Origin of the sequence: Nocardioides sp. W7 (genome assembly GCF_022919075.1) — a bacterium.
In the GTDB taxonomy this organism is placed as follows: Bacteria; Actinomycetota; Actinomycetes; order Propionibacteriales; family Nocardioidaceae; genus Nocardioides.
Genome location: NZ_CP095078.1, coordinates 881,910 through 901,989 on the forward strand (window position 1 = coordinate 881,910; position 20,080 = coordinate 901,989).

Genomic DNA, 20,080 nt, shown 5'->3' on the forward strand with positions numbered 1-20,080 from the left:
CGTCGTACCCCTGCCCGTCCACCCGCCGAGAGGAGGCGCACCCATGTCCGACCAGCACCCGCACGACCATGACCGCGAGGACGACGTGCGACGGCTCCTCGCCGAGGCCCGACACCACGAGCCGATGCCCGTCGATGTCGCCGCCCGGCTGGACCGGGTCCTGGACCAGCTCGCGGCCGAGGACCCGGCCGACCAGGCACCGGTGGCCGACCTGGAGACGCACCGCCGCCGGCGCCGGGCCCGCAACCTCCTGGTCGCCGCGGCCGCCGTCGCGGTCGTGGGCATCGGGCTCGGTCAGCTCGACCTGACCTCGAGCACGTCGAACGTCGACGCGGGCGGTGATGAGTCCGCCGGGTCGTCGTCGATCGCCGCGGACGCCGACCAGCCCTCTGGCGCGGCCGAGGCCTCGCCGGCCACTCCTGACAACCGGGACTTAGCTGCTGCCCGGTCGGCGCTTCAGTTCGTACCCATGCCGGCCGCCCCGGAGCCGCTCGTGGTCGAGGACGCCGACTTCGCCTCGGCCGACCGGCTCCGCGCGCTGCGCAAACTGACCCTCGGGTCTCGGAGGGCTATGTTGCGTCGATCGTTGGCGGACGCTCCGCAGGTTGGGAAGCCCGCACTCGGCGCGTCGCTCACCTGCCAGCCCGGCCCGTACGGCGACGGCCGCCTGGTCGCCGTCCAGTACGACGGCCACCCGGCCGTGCTGGCGATCCGCCCGGCGACCGGCGACTCGGCCGTCGTCGAGCTGCTCCGCTGCGGGAGCGCGGCGGTGCTGCGCTCGGCCACGGTGCCGCTGCCCTGACCCACCACCCGAGCAGCGCCGTACGGGGGAATCTTCCTCGCCTACGATCGGTTCTGCAGGAGCTAGTTCACCGACTCGAGAGGACGTCATGTCCGAGACCCGCAACGTGATCATCATCGGCTCCGGGCCGTCCGGCTACACCGCTGCGGTGTACGCCGCCCGCGCCAGCCTGGCGCCCCTGGTCTTCGAGGGCTCGGTGACCGCCGGCGGGGCGCTGATGAACACCACCGAGGTCGAGAACTTCCCGGGTTTCCGCGACGGCATCATGGGCCCGGCCCTGATGGACGAGATGCGGGCGCAGGCCGAGCGGTTCGGCGCCGAGCTGGTCGCCGACGACGTGATCGAGGTCGACCTGACCGGCGACGTGAAGGTCGTCAAGACCGCCACCGACACCTACACCGCCCGGGCGGTGATCCTGGCGACCGGCTCGGGCTACCGGAAGCTCGGTCTCCCCAACGAGGAGGAGCTCTCGGGCCGCGGCGTCTCCTGGTGCGCCACCTGCGACGGCTTCTTCTTCCGCGAGCAGCACATCGCCGTCGTCGGCGGTGGCGACTCGGCGATCGAGGAGGCGACCTTCCTGACCCGGTTCGGCTCGAAGGTCTCGCTGATCGTGCGCCGCGACGAGCTGCGCGCCTCCAAGATCATGCAGGAGCGCGCCTTCGCCGACCCGAAGCTCGAGATCGAGTGGAACTCCGTCGTCGAGACCATCAACGGCTCGGACCGGCTGGAGTCGGTGACCCTGAAGGACACCGTCACCGGTGAGACCCGCGACCTGTCGTCCACCGGCCTGTTCATCGCGATCGGCCACGACCCGCGCTCGGAGCTGCTCACCGGCCAGGTCGACCTGGACGACGACGGCTACGTGCAGGTCCGGCACCCCTCCACCGCCACCAACCTGCCCGGCGTCTTCGCCGCCGGCGACCTGGTCGACCACCACTACCGCCAGGCGATCACCGCCGCCGGGACGGGCTGCTCGGCTGCGCTCGACGCCGAGCGCTACCTCGCGGAGCTGGACCACGCGGCCGTCAGCGCCTCCGACGCGCAGGACGCCGTCGCCGGCTCCGCCGTCTCCGAGCAGGTCCAGACCGCCGGTCTGTGATCCGCGAGGCGCCGGGGAACATCCTTCCCGGGCACCGTGTTCACTCAGTACTGACTTCGCAGCACGCATCCAGAGAGAGGGACAACCGTGGGCAACATCTCCGCCGTGACCGACGCCGAGTTCGAGGCGCAGGTCCTCAAGTCCGACAAGCCCGTCCTGGTGGACTTCTGGGCCGAGTGGTGCGGGCCGTGCCGCCAGGTCGCCCCGATCCTCGACGAGATCGCCGGCAGCCACGGCGACAAGATCACCTTCTTCAAGATGAACGTCGACGAGAACCCCGTGACCCCCTCGTCCTACCGGGTCACCGGCATCCCGACGATCAACGTCTACCAGGGCGGCGAGGTCGTGAAGACGATCGTCGGTGCCCGCCCGAAGGCTGCGATCCTCAAGGAGCTCGAGGACCTGATCAACTGATCCGCGACCTCACTCCGAGGCCCTCGGCACGCTCCCGCTCACGCGGGAGGGTGTCGGGGGCCTCGCCGGGTTCGGGCGTACGACGCCGACGACGCGCTCGATGGCCGCCTCGACCTCGTCGCGCCACGTCAGCGCCGAGCGCAGATCCATCCGCATCCGCGGCGACGTCGGATGCGGACGCTGGGTCTTGAAGCCGACGCTCCCCAGGAATTCCACCGGCGCCGTGCACCGCTGACGCTCCGTCAGCGGCCCCGGCCCCCGACACACGTGGCCGAACGCCTCCACGGCGGGGATGCCGCCCCGCCTGATCAGGTCGCGGGCCATCCCCTGCACCAGCAGCCGCCCCAGGCCGCCTCCGGTGCGCGCAGGGTCGACGTACACCGTGGTGAGCAGTACGGCGTCGACCGAGACCGGAGCTGTCGGAAAGCCGGCCGCTCCCGGGACGAACGCCTCGGGCGCGTAGACGGCCATCCCCGCGACCTCGTCGTCCACCAGCACCACCCGCCCGCAGGAGCCCCACTCGCGCAGCACCTCGCTGAGCCAGGCCTCCTTCTCCGCGGCGGCCTCCTCGGCCCGGACCCGGGCTCGGCGTACCGGGTCCAGCTCCCAGAACAGGCAGGTCCGCACCGGATCGGGGAGCCGGGCCAGGTGGTCGACGGTCAGGCGCACGACCTTGCGGGACATTCGCTCCTCCTCGGGCGGCACTCGCTGTGATCCGTGGTACGCGCCCGAAACGCGTGCTGAGCGTGCGGACGGGGCGTCCATCCTTCATGCTAGGGAGATCATGGAGAACACGCCCGCACGTCCGCCCAGCGCCCGGCTCGACTCGTACGTCGACCGATACGCAGCGCGCACCGCGGGCATGACGGCATCGGAGATCCGGGCGCTGTTCGCGGTGGCCTCCCGCCCCGAGGTGGTCTCGCTGGCCGGCGGCATGCCGAACATCTCCGGCCTCCCGCTCGACGTAGTGGGCGGCGCGATCAGCGACCTGATCGCCCAGCAGGGCCCGGTGGCCATGCAGTACGGCTCCGGTCAGGGCGTGCCCGAGCTGCGCGAGCAGATCACCGACGTGATGCGGCTGGAGGGCATCGAGGCCCACCCCGACGACGTCGTGGTCACCGTCGGCTCCCAGCAGGCCGTCGACCTGGTCACCCGCGTCTTCTGCGACCCCGGCGACGTGGTGATCTGCGAGGCCCCGTCGTACGTCGGCGCGCTGGGCGTTTTCAAGTCCTACCAGTGCGATGTCGTGCACGCCGAGATGGACGCCGACGGACTGGTGCCGGAGGCGCTGCGCCAGGCCATCGCGTCGGTCAAGGCCGCCGGCAAGACCATCAAGTTCCTCTACACGATCCCGAACTTCCACAACCCGGCCGGCGTGACCCTCTCCGCCGAGCGACGCACGGAGATCCTGGCCATCTGCCGCAGCGAGGGCGTGCTGGTCCTCGAGGACAACCCGTACGGCCTGCTCGGCTTCGACCGCGAGCCGATGCGCGCGCTGCGGGCCGACGAGGCCGACAACGTCATCTACCTGGGGTCGTTCTCCAAGACCTTCGCCCCGGGCTTCCGGGTGGGCTGGGCGCTGGCTCCGCACCCCGTGCGCGAGAAGCTCGTGCTCGCGCAGGAGTCGGCGACCCTGTGCCCGCCGCAGTTCTCGCAGATGGCGGTCTCGGCGTACCTGGCGAACCACGACTGGCAGGGCCAGATCAAGCAGTTCCGTGAGATGTACCGCGAGCGCCGCGACGCGATGGTCTCCTCGCTCGCCGACCTGATGCCGGCGTCGTGCCAGTGGAACATCCCCTCGGGTGGCTTCTACGTCTGGCTCACGCTGCCGCCCGGGATCGACGCCAAGGGCATGCTGCCCCGCGCGGTCACGGCCCGGGTCGCCTACGTCCCCGGCACGGCGTTCTACGCCGACGGGTTCGGCAGCTCCCACATGCGGCTCTCCTTCTGCTACCCGACCCCCGAGCGCATCCGCGAGGGGGTACGCCGCCTCGCCGGCGTGCTCGAGGCGGAGATGGAGCTGCGGGCGACGTTCGGCCCCGCGGTGCCGGTTCGCCAGGTCGGCCCCCAGGGGTACGACGGCCCGAGCACCGACCTGAGCTGAGCCCCTCGACACCTCGGTCGGGTCCTCGCGGCGACCTGTAGGTTCGGCTGCGTGCGTGACCTCACCTACCCCCCGATCATCCTGGCCGCCAAGACCGGGTTCCGGCTGCTCGGCCAGCGCTTCACCATGACCGGGACCGAGCACGTGCCGCGCTCCGGAGGCGTGCTGCTCGCGTTCAACCACGTGAGCTACCTGGACTTCATCTACGGCGGCCTGGCCGCCAACCCATCCGGCCGGCTGGTCCGGTTCATGGCCAAGCGCGAGATCTTCGACCACCGCGTCGGCGGTCCGGTGATGCGCTCCATGCACCACATCGAGGTGGACCGCGGGGAGGGCGTGGCGTCGTACCGCTCCGCCGTCTCTCTCCTGGGTTCCGGGGAGGCCGTCGGGATCTTCCCCGAGGCGACGATCTCCCGCTCCTTCGAGCTCAAGGAGTTCAAGACCGGGGCGGTGCGCATCGCGGCCGCCGCCGGAGTGCCGGTGCTGCCGGTCATCCTGTGGGGCACCCAGCGGGTCATGACCAAGGACCACCCCCGCGACTTCTCCCGCGGCAAGACGATCGCCATCGCCGTCGGCGAACCGCTGCACCCGACCGGCGAGGACCCGGGGGCCGACACCGCGGAGCTCCGCACGAGCATGAGCCGGCTGCTCGACGAGACCATCGCCGCGTACCCGGCCCACGAGCAGCCCCCGGGCTCCTGGTGGCTGCCGGCTCGGCTCGGCGGATCCGCTCCGACGCCGGACGAGGCGGTCCGGCTCGACGCGGAGGAGAAGCGGCGCCGGGCCGAGAGGCGCCGCGCCGCCCGCGGTTGATCGACTGGTCGACGAGACGACAAGTCGAATCGTTGCTTTGTCGACTTATCGGTTTATTGCTTTAGCGGCTCAAATGGGCCGGTCGTCGCGGTTCCGCGGGTCCATCACGTCCACGATCCGTCGCAGGTCGTCCAGCGACGCGAACTCGACCGTGATCTTGCCCTTGCTCCGTCCCAGGTCGACCTTCACGCGGGTCTCCAGCCGGTCGGAGAGCCGCTCGGCGAGATCGTTGAGACCGGGGGCCGTCGGCTTGTTCCGCCGGCCACGCCGCTGGGCGCCACCGTGGTCGCCCACCGCGACGATCTCCTCCAGGCCGCGGACACTGATGCCCTCCGCGACCACTCGCTGGGCCAGCCGGTCCTGAAGGTCGGCGTCCTCGACGGCGAGCAGCGACCTCGCGTGCCCGGCCGAGAGCACGCCGGCCGCCACCCGGCGCTGGACGGCGGGACTCAGCCGGAGCAGCCGGAGGGTGTTGCTGATCTGCGGCCGCGAGCGACCGATCCGACTCGCGAGCTCCTCATGGGTGCAGCCGAAGTCCTCCAGCAGCTGGGAGTAGGCCGAGGCCTCCTCCAGCGCGTTCAGCTGGGAGCGGTGCAGGTTCTCCAGGAGCGCGTCCCGGAGCATGTCGGTGTCCTCGGTCTCCCGCACGATCGCCGGGATCGTGTCGCGACCGGCCTCCTGCGAAGCACGCCAGCGCCGCTCCCCCATGACCAGCTCATAGGTCTCCGGACCGGTGCGCCGGACCACGACCGGCTGCAGCAGGCCGATCTCCTTGATGGAGTGGACCAGCTCGGCCATCGCGTCCTCGTCGAAGACCGTCCGAGGTTGCACGTGGTTGGGGACGATCTGACCGATGGGCAGCTCGGCGAAGTAGGCGCCCTCGACCGGCGCCAGCTGAGAACCGGCGGACTGCTCGTCCGGTCGGTCGCCGTTCTGGTCGCCGGACCCCTCGGCCGGGGGCGGAGCGGTGGGGATCAGCGAGCCGAGTCCGCGTCCGAGTCCGCGGCGCTGCTGAGGACGGCTGCTGTTCACGGGCGGACTCCCTTGGTGGCGATCTCGCGGGCGGCTTCGAAGTAGCTGAGGGCACCCGGCGAGCCCGGGTCGTACGTCATCACGGTCTGGGCGTACGACGGCGCCTCCGATACCCGCACCGAGCGCGGGATCACCGTCTGCAGGACCTGGTCGCCGAAGTGCTCGCGCACCTCCTCGGCCACGCCGGCGGCGAGCCGGGTGCGGGCGTCGAACATCGTGATCAGGATCGTGGAGACCGCGAGGTCGGGATTCAGGTGCGCGCGGACCATGTCGACGGTCTCCAGGAGCTGCCCCAGGCCCTCCAGGGCGTAGTACTCCGCCTGGATCGGGATCAACATCTCGTCGCCGGCGACAAGCGCGTTCAGCGTGAGCAGGCCCAGGGACGGCGGGCAGTCGATGAGCACGTAGTCGTACCGATCGTCACCGATGCTCTCGTCGCCGACCAACGGGTGACCGTGCACCGCTCGTCGTAGCCGTCCCTCACGCGCGACCACGCTGACCAGCTCGATCTCGGCGCCGGCGAGGTCGATCGTCGCCGGAACGACGTCGAGACCCTGCACGTCCGGGCACGGGCTGACGACGTCGGCGAGTGCCGCACCGTCCACCAGCAGGTCGTACGTGGACGGGACGCCACGGCGGTGCTCGATGTTGAGCGCGGTCGAGGTGTTCCCCTGGGGGTCCAGGTCGATGACCAGGACCCGCTGGCCGAGCTGGGCGAGTGCGGCAGCCACATTCACCGTCGAGGTGGTCTTGCCGACGCCGCCCTTCTGGTTGGCGACCACGAAGATCCGGGTGGCGTGAGGGCGGGGGACGACTCGCCGATTCGGTCCGGTCTGGCGTGCGAGCACGATGTGCTCGGCCGCCCGGGCCAGGGGAGTGGTGTTGTCGGCGAGGTCGCTGGCGTACGGCGCCACCTCGCCGGCGGTGCGGACCCGGAACGTCACGGGCGGCACGTCCGGAGTTTCACGTGAAACATCGACGGCGCGTGCCTGTGGAGAACTAGGTCGAATCTGTGGATGGTCACGCTCAGGAGACCCCTCTTTATCGGTGGATAACTCTTCTTCGTCGCCGTCGAGACGGTCACCCCGGGGGAGCTCGTCGGTCACGTGTCCTGCTTTCGCTGCGATCGTCGGGGGTTGCGCCGGGTGCGTGCAGGGGTGGTGCGCACCGGAGCCGGAGCAAGCGGCCAAGATACCTTCGCCGGCTCGGCCCACACCACTCGGAGGGCCACTGTCGTGGAGGAGATCACTCCCTCTCCGAGCGTGAGCACCTCGGGTGGTGCGCACCGCCACCGCGCTAGGGTTTCCTCCGCCGCTCGGATCTCCTCGTCGACGCTCGAACCCTTCATCGCCACCAGGGAGCCGCTCGGCGCCACCAGTGGCATCGACCAGTCCAGCAGCCGATCCAGGGGCGCCACGGCGCGGGAGGTGACCACATCGAAGCGACGCATGCCATGCAGCACATCGGCTCGCCCACGGACCACCTCGGCATTATCGAGATCCAGCGCCCCGACGACCTCCTCCAGGAACGTCGTACGGCGCAGCAGCGGCTCGACCATCGTGACCCGGACGTCCGGTCGCGCAACGGCCAGGACGATGCCCGGCAGGCCGGCACCCGAGCCGATGTCCACCACCGTGGCGTCGGGGGGGAGGAGCTCCGCGAGGACAGCACAGTTGAGAAGGTGACGGTCCCACAGACGCGGGGCCTCCCGCGGTCCGATCAGACCGCGTACCACTCCGTCGGTCGCCAGTCGGGCGGCGTACTCCTCCGCGAGGGGCAGGCGCTCAGACGAGAACACCCTCCGCGCCACCTCGGGAGCGGAGGGTGTTTCACGTGAAACGTCATTCATTCGATCAACTCGGAAGGATCACCACGTAGCGACGCGGCTCGACACCCTCGGACTCCGAGGACAGCCCAGCCGCGGCCACGGCGTCGTGCACGACCTTGCGCTCGAACGGCGACATCGCGCGCAGCGAGACGGACTCGCCCGAGGTCTTGACCTCGGCGATCTTGTCCTCGGCGAGCTTCTCCAGCTCGGCGCGTCGCTCTGCACGGAAGCCCGAGATGTCCAGCATCAACCGCGAACGCTCGCCGGTCTCGCGGTACACCGCGAGCCGGGTCAGCTCCTGCAGAGCATCCAGGACCTCGCCACGCTGACCGACGAGCTGCGACAGGTCCGCGCCCACGATCGACACGGCCGCACGGTCGCCCTCGACGTCCATGTCGAGGTCGCCATCCAGGTCGGCGATGTCGAGCAGCTCCTCGAGATAGTCGGCAGCGATGTCGCCCTCCTGCTCAAGCCGCTCCATCCGGGTGCCACGCTCCGACGGCGACTCCTCGGTCGACCCGCTGGCCGCATCCTCGACGGGGGCCTCGGTCATCTCGTCAGTCACGACTTCTCTCCCTTGCTGGGCTTCTTCTGGCTCGACTTGGGGGGCGCGCTCTTCTGGCCCGGCTTCGGGGGAGCGCCCGACGGCTTCGGCTTGGCCTGCGCGCCGCCCGGCGGGCGGGTGCCGCCCTGACGTCGCTGGTCACGGGTCTGCTTCTTCGGCTGCTGCCGGACCGCGGGGCGCGGCGCCTCCTCGACCTCCGGAGGGGCCTCGACGACCAGCGTGCCCTTGCGCTCGGCCTTCGCACGGTCGCGATCGACCTTCGCCTGGGCCGCCGGCGTACCGGGAGCGGGGTTGTTGCGGATCACGTAGAACTGCTGGCCCATCGTCCACAGGTTCGAGGTGGTCCAGTACAGGAGCACGCCGATCGGGAACGCCACGCCACCGAGACCGAAAGCCACCGGGAGCACGTAGAGCAGCAGCTTCTGCTGCTGCGCGTACGGGCCGCTGAGGGCGTCGGCGGGCATGTTCTTGCGCATGAGCTGCCGCTGCGTCGTGAACGTGGTCGCCGTCATCGCCAGGACCAGGATCAGGGCCAGGACCATCACGGCGCCGTCCGGGGTCGGACCCCAGATCCGCGCCTGCCAGAAGCTCTGCGACAGCGGGAAGGTGCCGAAGATCTCCGACTCGCCGAACTTGCGGGCGAGGTCCTCGGTCAGCAGGCCGTGCGCCGTGCCCTTCTTGGCCGCCTGGTCGAGCAGCCGGAACAGGGCGAAGAAGATCGGCATCTGGAGCAGCAGCGGCAGGCAGGAGGCGAACGGGTTGGTGCCCGTCTCCTTGTAGAGCTTCATCGTCTCCTGGGCGAGACGCTCCCGGTCGTGACCGTACTTCTTCTGCAGCTCCTTGACCTTGGGCTGGATCAGCTGCATGTTCCGGCTGGACTTGATCTGCTTGACGAAGAGCGGGATCAACGCCATCCGGATGACCAGGGTCAGGCCGATAATCGACAGCGCCCAGGACGCGCCACCCTCAGGGTCCAGCCCGATCTGCGTGAAGAACCAGTGCCAGGCCAGCAGAACTGCTGAGATCACGTAGTACAGCGGCGTCATGATCAGACTGCCGATGTCGCTGAAGATGCCCACGGATCAGGCTCCTTGCTGGGGTGAGGAAGTGGCCACGCCGGAGCGCGGAGGACGAGTACGAGTGGGCACCGGGTCGTAGCCACCGGCGGCCCAGGGGTGACACCGTCCGAGCCGGCGCAGCGCGAGCCAAGGTCCGCGCAGGCTCCCGTGCACCTGCACCGCCTCGAGCGCGTACGCGGAGCAGGACGGGTGGTAGCGACAGACCTGACCGTAGAGCGGACTGATCACCGCGCGGTAGGCGCGCAGCAGCACCACCAGGACGAGCTTCACGGGAGCACCCGGCCCACGCAGCGCGCCAGGTCGACGCGAAGCTCGTCGTACGACGACGTGGCCGCAGCCGGAAGCGCCCGGACCACGAGCACAGCAGAGCCCGGGAGCACACCTACGTGCTCCCGGGCCAGGTGTCGAAGACGGCGCTTCACGCGGTTGCGGACGACGGCATTGCCGACGGCCTTGCTCACGACCAGCCCGATTCGGGCCGGGTCGTCGCCCTCACCGGCGGTGCCGAGGTGGACGACGAGGGTCCGCGAACCCGATCGCCGACCACGAGTCGCGGCGCGGAACGAGTCCGCATCCGTGAGTCGATGGTCCGGCGACAGCAACGCAGCTCCCGCGAGGACGGCCGAGCGGCCGTCAGACGGCCAGGCTCTTGCGGCCCTTGCGGCGGCGCGCGGAGAGGATGGCGCGACCCGCACGGGTGCGCATGCGCAGGCGGAAACCGTGGACCTTGTGACGACGACGGTTGTTCGGCTGGTACGTACGCTTGCTCACGAGCATCTCTTTCGGTGGGTGTGCAGGCCTGGGGCCCGGCGGATCGGCGCTGCCCGTCGACTGCTCGACGACAGGCGATCAACACCGGATGACCGGCCAACGGTACGCGCTGCGATTCGACAGGGTCAAACCGACGCCGAACGCCGACGAGGTCAGCCTACGGGTAGGCCCTCAAGCCTGTGGATGACGGGTTGCCGCTGGGAGAGCGGCCGGGTTAAGTTCGCGGCACCGAGGTTCCCCGCCAGTTCGCGAAGACACCCTCCATCGGACCGTTGTGACGCAGGCCACTTGATTGCTGAATAGGCCTCTGACCTGCGGAAATGCGAGTTCTTGGCTTCGCGGGATGCGTCTCGGAGCGGAGCCCACCACCTTGACCGACCCAGGTTCACAGCCTGTGGACAAAGTTGTGGAAACCAACTCGATGGCACGGCGACCGGCGTGTCGAGTGCCTCAGACCGACCAAAGAAATGGGAACCGTGGACCAGGACACCGATCTCAACGCCGACCCCGCCGTCGACCTCGTCGGGGCGTGGGCGCGAGTCGTCCGGGACCTCCAGCCGAACCAGCGCGCCTGGCTGCGCGCCAGCGAGCCGGTGACCCTGCACGGCAACACGGCCATCATCGCCGTTCCCAACGACTTCACCCGCAGCCAGCTCGAGGGCCGACTCCGCGCTCAGCTCGAGGACGCCCTCACCGTCGGCTTCGGCCGGGAGATCCGGATCGCCGTCACGGTGAACCAACTCCTGGAGGACGCGGAGCCCGCTCCGGAGACCGACGAGATCGATGCCGACCGCCAGGGTCAACAGATCGACATGTCGACAAAGCGGCTTTCTCAGTCGGCTGGGTCGGCGGCCTCCGGTCACGGCGAGGTGCTGCCCGACCCGGTGCACACCGGCGCGACCAAGCCGTCGGCCCTCGAGACCCGGCTGAACCCGAAGTACACCTTCGAGACCTTCGTCATCGGCTCCTCGAACCGGTTCCCGCACGCGGCCGCGGTCGCCGTCGCCGAGGCGCCCGGCAAGGCCTACAACCCGCTGCTGGTCTACGGCGAGTCCGGTCTGGGCAAGACCCACCTCCTGCACGCGATCGGCCACTACGTCCGCAGCCTCTACACCGGGGCCAAGGTCCGCTACGTGTCGAGTGAGGAGTTCACGAACGAGTTCATCAACGCGATCCGCGACGACCGCCAGGACCGGTTCAAGCGGCGCTACCGCGACGTCGACGTGCTGCTGATCGACGACATCCAGTTCCTCGAGGGCAAGACCCAGACCCAGGAAGAGTTCTTCCACACGTTCAACACCCTCCACAACGCCAACAAGCAGATCGTGCTCACCTCCGACCGCCCGCCCAAGCGGCTCGAGGCGCTCGAGGACCGACTCCGCAACCGGTTCGAGTGGGGCCTCATCACCGACGTCCAGCCGCCGGACCTCGAGACCCGGATCGCCATCCTTCGCAAGAAGGCCGCGATGGACCGGCTCACCGCCCCGCCGGACGTGCTGGAGTTCATCGCCTCCAAGATCCAGACCAACATCCGCGAACTCGAGGGGGCGCTGATCCGGGTCACCGCGTTCGCCAACCTCAACCGCCAGGAGGTCGACATGACCCTGGCCGAGATCGTGCTCAAGGACCTGATCCCCGAGGGTGGCGAGCCCGAGATCACCGCGGCGCTGATCATCGCTCAGACCGCCGCCTACTTCGGCCTCTCGATCGAGGAGCTCACCGGCCCCAGCCGGGGTCGCCACCTCGTGATGGCGCGTCAGATCGCCATGTACCTGTGCCGCGAGCTGACCGACCTGTCCCTGCCGAAGATCGGCGCCCAGTTCGGCAATCGCGACCACACCACCGTGATGTACGCCGACCGCAAGATCAATCAGCTACTCGCTGAGCGACGCGCGGTCTTCAACCAGGTCTCCGAGCTGACCAACCGCGTCAAGATGCAGGCTCGTCAGTCCTGATCCGCAGACCCTCGAGGTTGTCGATCAGCTCTCCCAGGCGAGTCCTCAGCTCGACCAGCTCCCCGATCTCCATCCCCATGGCGGCGAACAGCCGGCCGGGGACCTCGGCGACGTCGTCGCGCAGCCGCTCACCCTGCTCGGTCACCGAGACCAGAACCCGCCGCTCGTCGAGCGCGTCACGCCGTCGCTCGACGAACCCCGCCGCCTCGAGCCGCTTGAGCAGCGGCGTCAGCGTGCCGGAGTCCAGCATCAGCCGGTCGCCGAGCTCGCGGACGCTGCGCGGACTCTCGGTCTCCCACAACGCCAGCATCGTGAGGTACTGCGGGTAGGTCAGCCCCACGCTCGCCAGCAACCCTGCGTACGTCCGCGTCACGGAGCGCGTCGCGGCGTACAGCGGGAAGCAGACCATGTCGTCCAGCGAGAGCTGCGGGGGTCTGGCCGTCATACGACCCAGCATACGCTTGCGCTATTCCATTGTGCACAATAGGTTTGTGCACATGACACCCATCTACACCGCCTCCGCCGTCGCCACGGGCGAGGGCCGCAACGGCCACGTCCAGTCCGCCGACGGCCACGTCGACCTCGATGTCCGGATCCCCCAGGAGATGGGCGGGTCGGGGGGCGCGACCAACCCCGAGCAGCTCTTCGCCGCGGGGTACGCCGCGTGCTTCCACTCGGCACTCCGGCTGGTGGCCGGACAGGCCAAGGCCGACGCGACCGATTCGGAGGTGGTCGCGGACGTCTCCATCGGAGCGAACGACGCCGGCGGATTCCAGTTGGCCGTCCAGCTCGAGGTGTCCCTCCCCGGAGTCGACGCCGCGACCGCCCAGCAGCTCGTCGAGCAGGCCCACCAGGTGTGCCCGTACTCCAACGCCACGCGCGGCAACATCGAGGTCACCCTCAGCCTCGCCTGACCCCCGCGGCCTGTGGACAGCTTGTGGTGCCGCGCCGCCGACCTTCCCCAACCCCTGTGGACGAACGACGACGATCGACCCGGCCCGGTCCGGTATCCACATGCAGGGCCGGGCCGCCGGTTTGTCGTCCACACCCCAGGTGCACAGCCTGAACGGCACCTGACCTGGGCAAACATGAGTTCTCCACAGATTCCACCGATGCTCTTACTACGACGTACCTCTAACCAAGTCGATCCTCGGTCAACATCTATCCGGGCCCCTCCCTGGGGACAACCCGACCGGACCTCCCCGGAATTCGCAGGCCATGGCAGGATTCGCATCCCTGGAGCCGAGTCGAAGGACGACACATCGTGAAGTTTCGCGTCGAGCGCGACGTGCTCGCCGATGCCGTTGCCTGGGCTGCCCGCAGCCTGCCGGTCCGGCCGAGCGTCCCCGTCCTGGCCGGTCTCCTGATCGAGGCGGGTGAGGAGGGTCTGGTCCTCTCGACCTTCGACTACGAGACCTCGGCTCGCGCCACGCTCGCCGCCGACGTCAGCGAGGAGGGCCGCGCCCTGGTCAGCGGCCGCCTGCTCGCCGACATCTGCCGCAGCCTTCCGGCCAAGCCCGTCGAGATGATCATCGACGGCTCGCGGGTCTCGCTCACCTGCGGCTCGGCGCGGTTCAGCCTGCAGACGATGCCCGTCGAGGACTACCCGACGCTGCCCGACATGCCCGCCGCGACCGGCACCGTCCAGAGCGACGTCTTCGCCCACGCCGTCGCCCAGGCCGTCACGGCGGCCGGCCGCGACGACATGCTCCCCGTCCTCACCGGCGTGCGGATCGAGATCGACGGCTCGTCGATCTCGCTGCTCGCCACGGACCGGTTCCGGCTCTCCCACCGCGAGCTCGGCTGGGACCCGCGCACTCCCGACGAGACCGTCGCGGCCCTGGTGCCGGCGAAGGTCCTCGGCGACACCGCCAAGTCCCTGACGGCGGGCTCGGAGGTGACCATCGCGCTGGCCGCGGGTGGCTCCGGCGAGGGGATCATCGGTTTCGAGGGTGCGGCCGCCGGCGGCCTGCGTCGTACGACGACCCGGCTCCTGGACGGGGAGTTCCCCAAGGTCCGCAGCCTCTTCCCCTCCGAACACCTCACGGTCGCGACGGTGAAGAAGTCGGATCTGGTCGAGTCGGTCAAGCGGGTCGCTCTGGTGGCCGAGCGCAACACCGCCGTCCAGCTGGCCTTCAGCGACGGCCTGCTCACCCTCGACGCGGGCTCGGGCGACGAGGCCCAGGCGTCCGAGTCGATCGAGGCGCGGGTCAACGGCGAGGACATCACCACCGGCTTCAACCCGCAGTTCCTCCTCGACGGGCTCACCGCCATCGACCAGGAGGAGGTCGAGCTGGCGTTCACCCAGGCCTCCAAGCCGGTCGTGATCAGCGGCGCCGTGACCGACGGCTCCGGTGCCCCCGGCTTCCGCTACCTGTTGATGCCGCGCCGCCTGCTCTCGTGAGCCACCCGCCCCGCCCCTAGATGACCAATTCCAAGACCTCGCGGGCTCCGCGACACTCAGCATCCACGCTGGCGGCGTTGCCGATGCTGGGAAGACGACCAGTCTGACGACGCATCGGCGCCTTGCCAGCGCGGCGCTGAGCGCCGCTCGCCTACGCGATCCCTTGGAATTACTCATCTAGGCTGTGACCGCACGCCACTACGGGAGGAATCACGATGCACCTCGGACTCGTCGGCCTCGGCAAGATGGGCGGCAACATGCGCACCCGGATGCGCGACGGGGGCGTGACCGTCGTCGGATTCGACCGCAACCCCGACGTCTCGGACGTCGGCAGCCTCGAGGAGCTCGTCGAGGCGCTGCCCTCGCCCAAGGTGGTGTGGGTGATGGTGCCCGCCGGGGACCCGACCCGGGAGACCATCGCCCGGCTCGGTGAGCTGCTCGGCGAGGGCGACCTCGTCGTCGACGGCGGCAACTCCAAGTACACCGACGACCAGGTCAACGCCGAGCTGCTCGGCGCCAAGGGCATCGGCTTCGTCGACTGCGGGGTCTCCGGCGGCGTCTGGGGCCTGCAGAACGGCTACGCCCTGATGTGCGGCGGCTCCGACGAGAACGTCGCCAAGGCGAAGCCGGCCTTCGACGCGCTCCGTCCCGAGGGTGAGTCCGGCTTCGTGCACGCCGGCAAGAAGCCCGGTGCCGGCCACTTCGCGAAGATGGTCCACAACGGCATCGAGTACGCGATCATGCAGTCGTACGCCGAGGGCTTCGAGCTGCTGGAGAAGGTCGACCTGGTCGACAACGTGGTCGAGGTCTTCGACTCCTGGCGCGAGGGCACCGTGATCCGCTCGTGGCTGCTCGACCTGCTCGTCGCGGCCCTTCAGGACGACACCCACCTGGACAAGATCGCCGGCTACGCGGAGGACTCCGGCGAGGGCCGGTGGACCGTCGAGGCCGCGATCGACAACGCCGTGCCGATGAACGTCATCGCCGCGTCCCTCTTCGCCCGCTTCGTCTCCCGCCAGGACGAGAGTCCGGCCATGAAGGCGATCGCCGCCATGCGCAACCAGTTCGGCGGCCACGCCGTCCGCACGGAGCCGCCGGTCGGCGGGGACGCCAACCCCGGATAGCCCGGGCAGCCCTGGTGCACGTCTCCCACCTCTCCCTGCACGACTTCCGTTCGTACGCCGCCGCGGAGGTCCCGCTCGAGCCCGGCGTGACCGCGTTCATCGGGCGCAACGGCCAGGGCAAGACCAACCTGGTCGAGGCGATCGACTACCTCTCCCGGCTCAGCTCGCACCGGGTCGCCACCGATGCACCGCTGGTCCGTGCCGGTGCCGACCAGGCGGTGGTCCGCGCGGCCGTCGTACGAGACGGTCGTACGGCGGTCCTCGAGATCGAGCTCAACCCCGGCAAGGCCAACCGCGCGCGCGTCAACAAGTCGCCGCTTCCCCGCGCGCGCGACCTGGTCGGGCTGGTCCGCACGGTCGTCTTCTCCCCCGAGGACCTGACCCTGGTCAAGGGCGACCCGTCGGATCGGCGCCGCTTCCTCGATGACCTGCTGGTGCTGCGCGCACCGCGGCTGGCCGGAGTCCGCTCCGACTACGACCGGATCCTGCGGCAGCGCAACTCCCTGCTGAAGACCGCCGGCGCCGCCCGTCGCGGGAGCTCCTCGCAGGAGGGTGCGCTCTCGACGCTCGGGGTCTGGGACGACCACCTGGCCCGGACCGGGTCCGAGCTGCTCGCCGAGCGGCTCGCCCTGGTCGAGGCCCTGCGTCCGTACGTCGGGAAGGCGTACGAGACCGTGGCCCGCGGCGCGACGCGCGACGACGCCGAGATCGAGTACCGGCCCTCCTGCGACCTGGCCGGCGCGACCACCCGCGAGGCGCTGGCCGAGATCCTGCTCGCCGAGGTCGAGCGGCGGCGGGGCGACGAGCTCGACCGTGGGGTCTCTCTGGTCGGTCCGCATCGCGACGACCTGCTGCTGACCCTGGGTCATGGGCCGGGCGAGGGCGCGCTGCCGGTCAAGGGCTACGCCTCGCACGGGGAGTCGTGGTCCTTCGCGCTGGCGCTGCGGCTGGCGTCGTACGACCTGCTCCGCGCCGACGGCGACGATCCGATCCTGATCCTCGACGACGTGTTCGCCGAGCTCGACTCCGAGCGGCGCGCTCAGCTGGCCGACCTGGTCGCCGACGCCGAGCAGGTGCTGGTGACCGCCGCCGTCGCCGCCGACGTCCCGGCCGCCCTGGCCGGCGTCCGCTACCTGGTGAAGGGCGGTGAGGTCACCCGTGAGCAGTGACGAGCCCACGGCGGAGGAGTCGCGGCCGGAACGACGCGACGACGGGCTCGACCTCGCGAAGGCGCTCACCCGGGCGTCGGCCCGGTCCGGTGGGCCGGCGCGGAAGAAGCCCCGGAGCGGGCCGCGCCGGGCGACCGGCAGCCGGGTGTCCGGATCGCACCCGGACGAACGCGACCCGCAGCTGCTGGAGGCCACCTTGAGCCGGCTCGTGGGCGACTACGGCTGGGAGCTGGACCTGCGGATGCAGGGCGTCTTCGGCCGCTGGCCCGAGCTCGTGGGCGACGAGGTCGCCGCGCACTGCACCCCCGAGTCGTTCGCCGAGGGCAAGCTCGTCGTACGCACCGACTCCACGGCCTGGGCCACCCAGCTCAAGCTGCTCGCACCCACCGTGGTGCGCCGCCTCAACGAGCAGCTGGGGCACGGCACCGTCGTCCTGATCGAGGTCATCGGTCCGAACCTGCCGACCTGGAAGAAGGGCTTGCGATCGGCCCGCGACGGCCGCGGACCCCGCGACACCTACGGCTGAGCCCGGCACGGGCCGATCCGGCGATCTGCGGGACCCGCCGACGTACCGGGATCCAGCTGACCCCCTGCTGAGCCCTCTCGTATGCCCGAAAAGGCCGCTCACGGACCGATTTCATCCCCAGACACCCCCCTCTCACGGCGCGGACCATGGAACACGGCGTTCTGGGGGCTATCATGGAGATTGGCCGCACGCATTCACGCACGCGGCCTTCTCCATGTCACGACAGCCGTAGAAGAGGTACGCGTGAGCGACGTCAGCCCGGTCGAGCCCGTCGAAACCGACGAGACCCCCACCGCCTCGGTCCCGATCCGCTCCACCAGGGTCGACAGCGACTACGACGCCTCCGCGATCCAGGTCCTCGAGGGCCTCGAGGCAGTCCGCAAGCGTCCCGGCATGTACATCGGCTCCACCGGTGAGCGCGGGCTGCACCACCTGATCTGGGAGATCGTCGACAACGCGGTCGACGAGGCGCTGGCCGGACACTGCGACCGGATCGTCATCACGCTCACCGAGGACGGCGCGATCCGGGTCACCGACAACGGTCGCGGCATCCCGACCGACACCGCGCCCGGCCAGGACATGCCCGCGGTGACGATGGCGCTGACCCTGCTCCACGCGGGTGGCAAGTTCGGCGGCGGCGGCTACAAGGTCTCCGGCGGCCTGCACGGCGTCGGCGTCTCGGTCGTCAACGCGTTGTCCGACCACCTGATCGTCGACGTCAAGAACCGTGGCCACCTGTGGCGCCAGGCGTTCAGCCTCGGCGTGCCGGATGCCGACCTGGAGCAGGTCCGGCCGCTCGAGCCCGGCGAGGAGACCGGCACCACCGTCACCTACTGGGCCTCGCCGACGATCTTCGAGACCACGACGTACTCGCTCGAGACGATCACCGCGCGGATCCGGGAGATGGCCTTCCTCAACAAGGGCCTCGAGATCGTCGTCCGCGACGAGCGCTCGTCCGCGGTCGACCTCGCCGACGCGGTCGAGGACGACACCGTCGACCCGGCCGCCGACAGCGCCGGTCACGACGCCCTCAAGCGCGGCGAGAGCGGCGGCATCGAGCAGGTCTTCCGCTACGACCGAGGGCTGGTCGACTACGTCGAGCACCTCAACCGGGCCAAGCAGGCCGCCAACCCGAGCGTCATCTCGTTCGAGGCGGAGACGCCCGACAAGGTGGAGAACCACATGAGTCTCGAGGTGGCGATGCAGTGGAACACCACCTACAGCGAGTCGGTGCACACCTTCGCCAACACCATCAACACTCACGAGGGCGGGACCCACGAAGAGGGCTTCCGCTCGGCGCTGACCACGTTGATCAACAGCGCGGGCTTCGACTGGGGCCTGATGAAGAAGCAGGAGGACCGGGTCACGGGTGACGACATCCGTGAGGGTCTGACCGCGATCATCTCGCTGAAGCTGGGCGAGCCGCAGTTCGAGGGCCAGACGAAGACCAAGCTCGGCAACACCGAGGCCAAGGGCTTCGTGCAGCGGATCGTGAACGACCAGCTCGGTGCCTGGCTGGAGCAGAACCCCAACGAGGGCAAGGACATCGTCCGCAAGGCCCAGGCTGCCGCGCACGCGCGCGTCGCCGCGCGCAAGGCGCGCGAGCTGGCCCGCAGCCGCAAGGGCCTGCTCGGCGGGGGTGGCCTCCCGGGCAAGCTGTCCGACTGCCAGTCGACCAACCCCGCCGAGTGCGAGGTCTTCATCGTCGAGGGCGACTCCGCCGGTGGCTCGGCGCGCCAGGGCCGCGACCCTCGGGTCCAGGCGATCCTGCCTATCCGCGGCAAGATCCTCAACGTGGAGAAGGCGCGCATCGACAAGGTGCTGAACAACACCGAGGTGCAGTCGATCATCTCCGCCCTGGGCACGGGCATCCAGGAGGAGTTCGACATCGACAAGCTGCGTTACCACAAGGTCGTGCTGATGGCGGACGCCGACGTCGACGGCCACCACATCAACACCCTGCTGCTCACGCTGCTCTTCCGGTTCATGAAGCCGCTGATCGAGGGCGGCTTCGTCTACATGGCCCAGCCCCCGCTCTACCGGCTGCGCTGGAACAAGCCGGCCGAGCACGAGTTCGTCTACTCCGACGCCGAGCGGGACGCGCTGATGCGCGACGGCCTGGCCGCGGGCAAGAAGCTGCCCAAGGAGAACCCGGTCCAGCGCTACAAGGGCCTGGGTGAGATGAACGCCAAGGAGCTGTGGGAGACGACGATGGATCCCGAGCAGCGGCTGATGCTGCAGGTCACCCTCGACGACGCCGCCCACGCGGACGAGATCTTCTCGATCCTGATGGGCGAGGACGTCGAGCAGCGCCGTTCCTTCATCCAGCGCAACGCCAAGGACGTCCGATTCCTGGATATCTAGCTCTCTAACCCGAGCGCTAGATACCGGTAGA

At 69.8% G+C, this 20,080-nt stretch carries 22 protein-coding genes; 12 read left to right on the plus strand and 10 right to left on the minus strand.

Going from position 1 to position 20,080, the window contains the following annotated elements:
- Positions 1 to 43 precede the first annotated feature (43 nt).
- From MUB56_RS04255 to trxA, 3 genes are all read left to right on the plus strand, one after another.
- Positions 44 to 802 (plus strand): hypothetical protein, encoded by a 759-nt coding sequence (locus tag MUB56_RS04255; RefSeq protein WP_244930673.1) that lies wholly within the window; start codon positions 44 to 46, stop codon positions 800 to 802.
- 88 nt (positions 803 to 890) lie between these two features.
- A complete protein-coding gene (gene trxB / locus MUB56_RS04260; protein WP_244930674.1) occupies positions 891 to 1,901 on the plus strand; it encodes a thioredoxin-disulfide reductase in 1,011 nt (336 codons plus the stop codon).
- An 87-nt stretch (positions 1,902 to 1,988) separates the two neighbouring features.
- Positions 1,989 to 2,315: a thioredoxin gene (trxA, locus tag MUB56_RS04265; protein WP_280637362.1), complete on the plus strand. Its 327-nt coding sequence runs from the start codon at positions 1,989 to 1,991 to the stop codon at positions 2,313 to 2,315.
- 9 nt (positions 2,316 to 2,324) lie between these two features.
- Here the strand turns inward: trxA and MUB56_RS04270 are convergent, their stop codons facing one another.
- Positions 2,325 to 2,999: a GNAT family N-acetyltransferase gene (locus tag MUB56_RS04270; RefSeq protein WP_244930675.1), complete on the minus strand. Its 675-nt coding sequence runs from the start codon at positions 2,997 to 2,999 to the stop codon at positions 2,325 to 2,327.
- A gap of 100 nt (positions 3,000 to 3,099) precedes the next feature.
- Between MUB56_RS04270 and MUB56_RS04275 the strand changes: the two genes are divergently transcribed.
- Complete coding sequence (locus tag MUB56_RS04275) at positions 3,100 to 4,419, plus strand: PLP-dependent aminotransferase family protein (RefSeq protein WP_244930676.1); 1,320 nt, start codon at positions 3,100 to 3,102, stop codon at positions 4,417 to 4,419.
- A gap of 51 nt (positions 4,420 to 4,470) precedes the next feature.
- The gene (locus MUB56_RS04280) at positions 4,471 to 5,232 is read left to right on the plus strand and encodes a lysophospholipid acyltransferase family protein (protein WP_244930677.1); all 762 of its coding nucleotides are present in this window, start codon (positions 4,471 to 4,473) and stop codon (positions 5,230 to 5,232) included.
- A 69-nt stretch (positions 5,233 to 5,301) separates the two neighbouring features.
- Here MUB56_RS04280 and MUB56_RS04285 read toward each other — a convergent pair whose 3' ends face one another.
- The 8 genes from MUB56_RS04285 to rpmH form a co-directional block, all read right to left on the minus strand.
- Positions 5,302 to 6,264: a ParB/RepB/Spo0J family partition protein gene (locus MUB56_RS04285; RefSeq protein WP_244930678.1), complete on the minus strand. Its 963-nt coding sequence runs from the start codon at positions 6,262 to 6,264 to the stop codon at positions 5,302 to 5,304.
- On the minus strand, positions 6,261 to 7,208 hold the full coding sequence (locus MUB56_RS04290) for a ParA family protein (RefSeq protein ID WP_280637408.1): 948 nt from the start codon (positions 7,206 to 7,208) through the stop codon (positions 6,261 to 6,263). Before MUB56_RS04290 ends, MUB56_RS04285 begins: the two co-directional genes overlap by 4 nt.
- Positions 7,209 to 7,366: 158 nt before the next feature.
- Positions 7,367 to 8,062, minus strand: coding sequence for a 16S rRNA (guanine(527)-N(7))-methyltransferase RsmG (gene rsmG, locus MUB56_RS04295; RefSeq protein ID WP_244930679.1), 696 nt, complete (start codon positions 8,060 to 8,062; stop codon positions 7,367 to 7,369).
- A gap of 55 nt (positions 8,063 to 8,117) precedes the next feature.
- On the minus strand, positions 8,118 to 8,573 hold the full coding sequence (locus tag MUB56_RS04300; RefSeq protein ID WP_244932348.1) for a R3H domain-containing nucleic acid-binding protein: 456 nt from the start codon (positions 8,571 to 8,573) through the stop codon (positions 8,118 to 8,120).
- Between the two features lie 80 nt (positions 8,574 to 8,653).
- Positions 8,654 to 9,736 (minus strand): membrane protein insertase YidC, encoded by a 1,083-nt coding sequence (yidC, locus tag MUB56_RS04305; RefSeq protein WP_280637363.1) that lies wholly within the window; start codon positions 9,734 to 9,736, stop codon positions 8,654 to 8,656.
- 3 nt (positions 9,737 to 9,739) lie between these two features.
- Positions 9,740 to 10,006 carry a membrane protein insertion efficiency factor YidD gene (yidD, locus tag MUB56_RS04310; RefSeq protein WP_244930680.1) on the minus strand — a complete coding sequence of 89 codons (267 nt, stop codon included), beginning with the start codon at positions 10,004 to 10,006 and terminating at the stop codon, positions 9,740 to 9,742.
- Complete coding sequence (rnpA, locus tag MUB56_RS04315) at positions 10,003 to 10,338, minus strand: ribonuclease P protein component (RefSeq protein ID WP_348536711.1); 336 nt, start codon at positions 10,336 to 10,338, stop codon at positions 10,003 to 10,005. The genes yidD and rnpA overlap by 4 nt, the downstream gene beginning before the upstream one ends.
- Before the next feature lie 31 nt (positions 10,339 to 10,369).
- Positions 10,370 to 10,507: a 50S ribosomal protein L34 gene (gene rpmH / locus MUB56_RS04320; protein ID WP_114780495.1), complete on the minus strand. Its 138-nt coding sequence runs from the start codon at positions 10,505 to 10,507 to the stop codon at positions 10,370 to 10,372.
- Between the two features lie 476 nt (positions 10,508 to 10,983).
- Here rpmH and dnaA point away from each other — a divergent pair, with 476 nt between their 5' ends.
- Positions 10,984 to 12,462 carry a chromosomal replication initiator protein DnaA gene (gene dnaA / locus MUB56_RS04325; RefSeq protein WP_244930682.1) on the plus strand — a complete coding sequence of 493 codons (1,479 nt, stop codon included), beginning with the start codon at positions 10,984 to 10,986 and terminating at the stop codon, positions 12,460 to 12,462.
- Here the strand turns inward: dnaA and MUB56_RS04330 are convergent.
- Positions 12,437 to 12,907, minus strand: a complete 471-nt coding sequence (locus MUB56_RS04330) for a MarR family transcriptional regulator (RefSeq protein WP_244930683.1) — start codon at positions 12,905 to 12,907, stop codon at positions 12,437 to 12,439. The genes dnaA and MUB56_RS04330 overlap by 26 nt on opposite strands.
- A gap of 52 nt (positions 12,908 to 12,959) precedes the next feature.
- Here MUB56_RS04330 and MUB56_RS04335 point away from each other — a divergent pair, with 52 nt between their 5' ends.
- The 6 genes from MUB56_RS04335 to gyrB all read left to right on the plus strand — a co-directional run bounded on the left by MUB56_RS04335 (position 12,960) and on the right by gyrB (position 20,049).
- Positions 12,960 to 13,376, plus strand: a complete 417-nt coding sequence (locus tag MUB56_RS04335) for an organic hydroperoxide resistance protein (RefSeq protein WP_244930684.1) — start codon at positions 12,960 to 12,962, stop codon at positions 13,374 to 13,376.
- Positions 13,377 to 13,726: 350 nt separating this feature from the next.
- Complete coding sequence (gene dnaN, locus MUB56_RS04340) at positions 13,727 to 14,866, plus strand: DNA polymerase III subunit beta (RefSeq protein ID WP_244930685.1); 1,140 nt, start codon at positions 13,727 to 13,729, stop codon at positions 14,864 to 14,866.
- 215 nt (positions 14,867 to 15,081) lie between these two features.
- Positions 15,082 to 15,990 (plus strand): phosphogluconate dehydrogenase (NAD(+)-dependent, decarboxylating), encoded by a 909-nt coding sequence (gnd, locus tag MUB56_RS04345; RefSeq protein WP_244930686.1) that lies wholly within the window; start codon positions 15,082 to 15,084, stop codon positions 15,988 to 15,990.
- A 14-nt stretch (positions 15,991 to 16,004) separates the two neighbouring features.
- Positions 16,005 to 17,159: a DNA replication/repair protein RecF gene (gene recF / locus MUB56_RS04350; protein WP_244930687.1), complete on the plus strand. Its 1,155-nt coding sequence runs from the start codon at positions 16,005 to 16,007 to the stop codon at positions 17,157 to 17,159.
- Positions 17,149 to 17,685, plus strand: coding sequence for a DciA family protein (locus MUB56_RS04355; RefSeq protein ID WP_244930688.1), 537 nt, complete (start codon positions 17,149 to 17,151; stop codon positions 17,683 to 17,685). Before recF ends, MUB56_RS04355 begins: the two co-directional genes overlap by 11 nt.
- A 306-nt stretch (positions 17,686 to 17,991) precedes the next feature.
- Positions 17,992 to 20,049 (plus strand): DNA topoisomerase (ATP-hydrolyzing) subunit B, encoded by a 2,058-nt coding sequence (gene gyrB, locus MUB56_RS04360; protein WP_244932350.1) that lies wholly within the window; start codon positions 17,992 to 17,994, stop codon positions 20,047 to 20,049.
- Positions 20,050 to 20,080 lie beyond the last annotated feature (31 nt).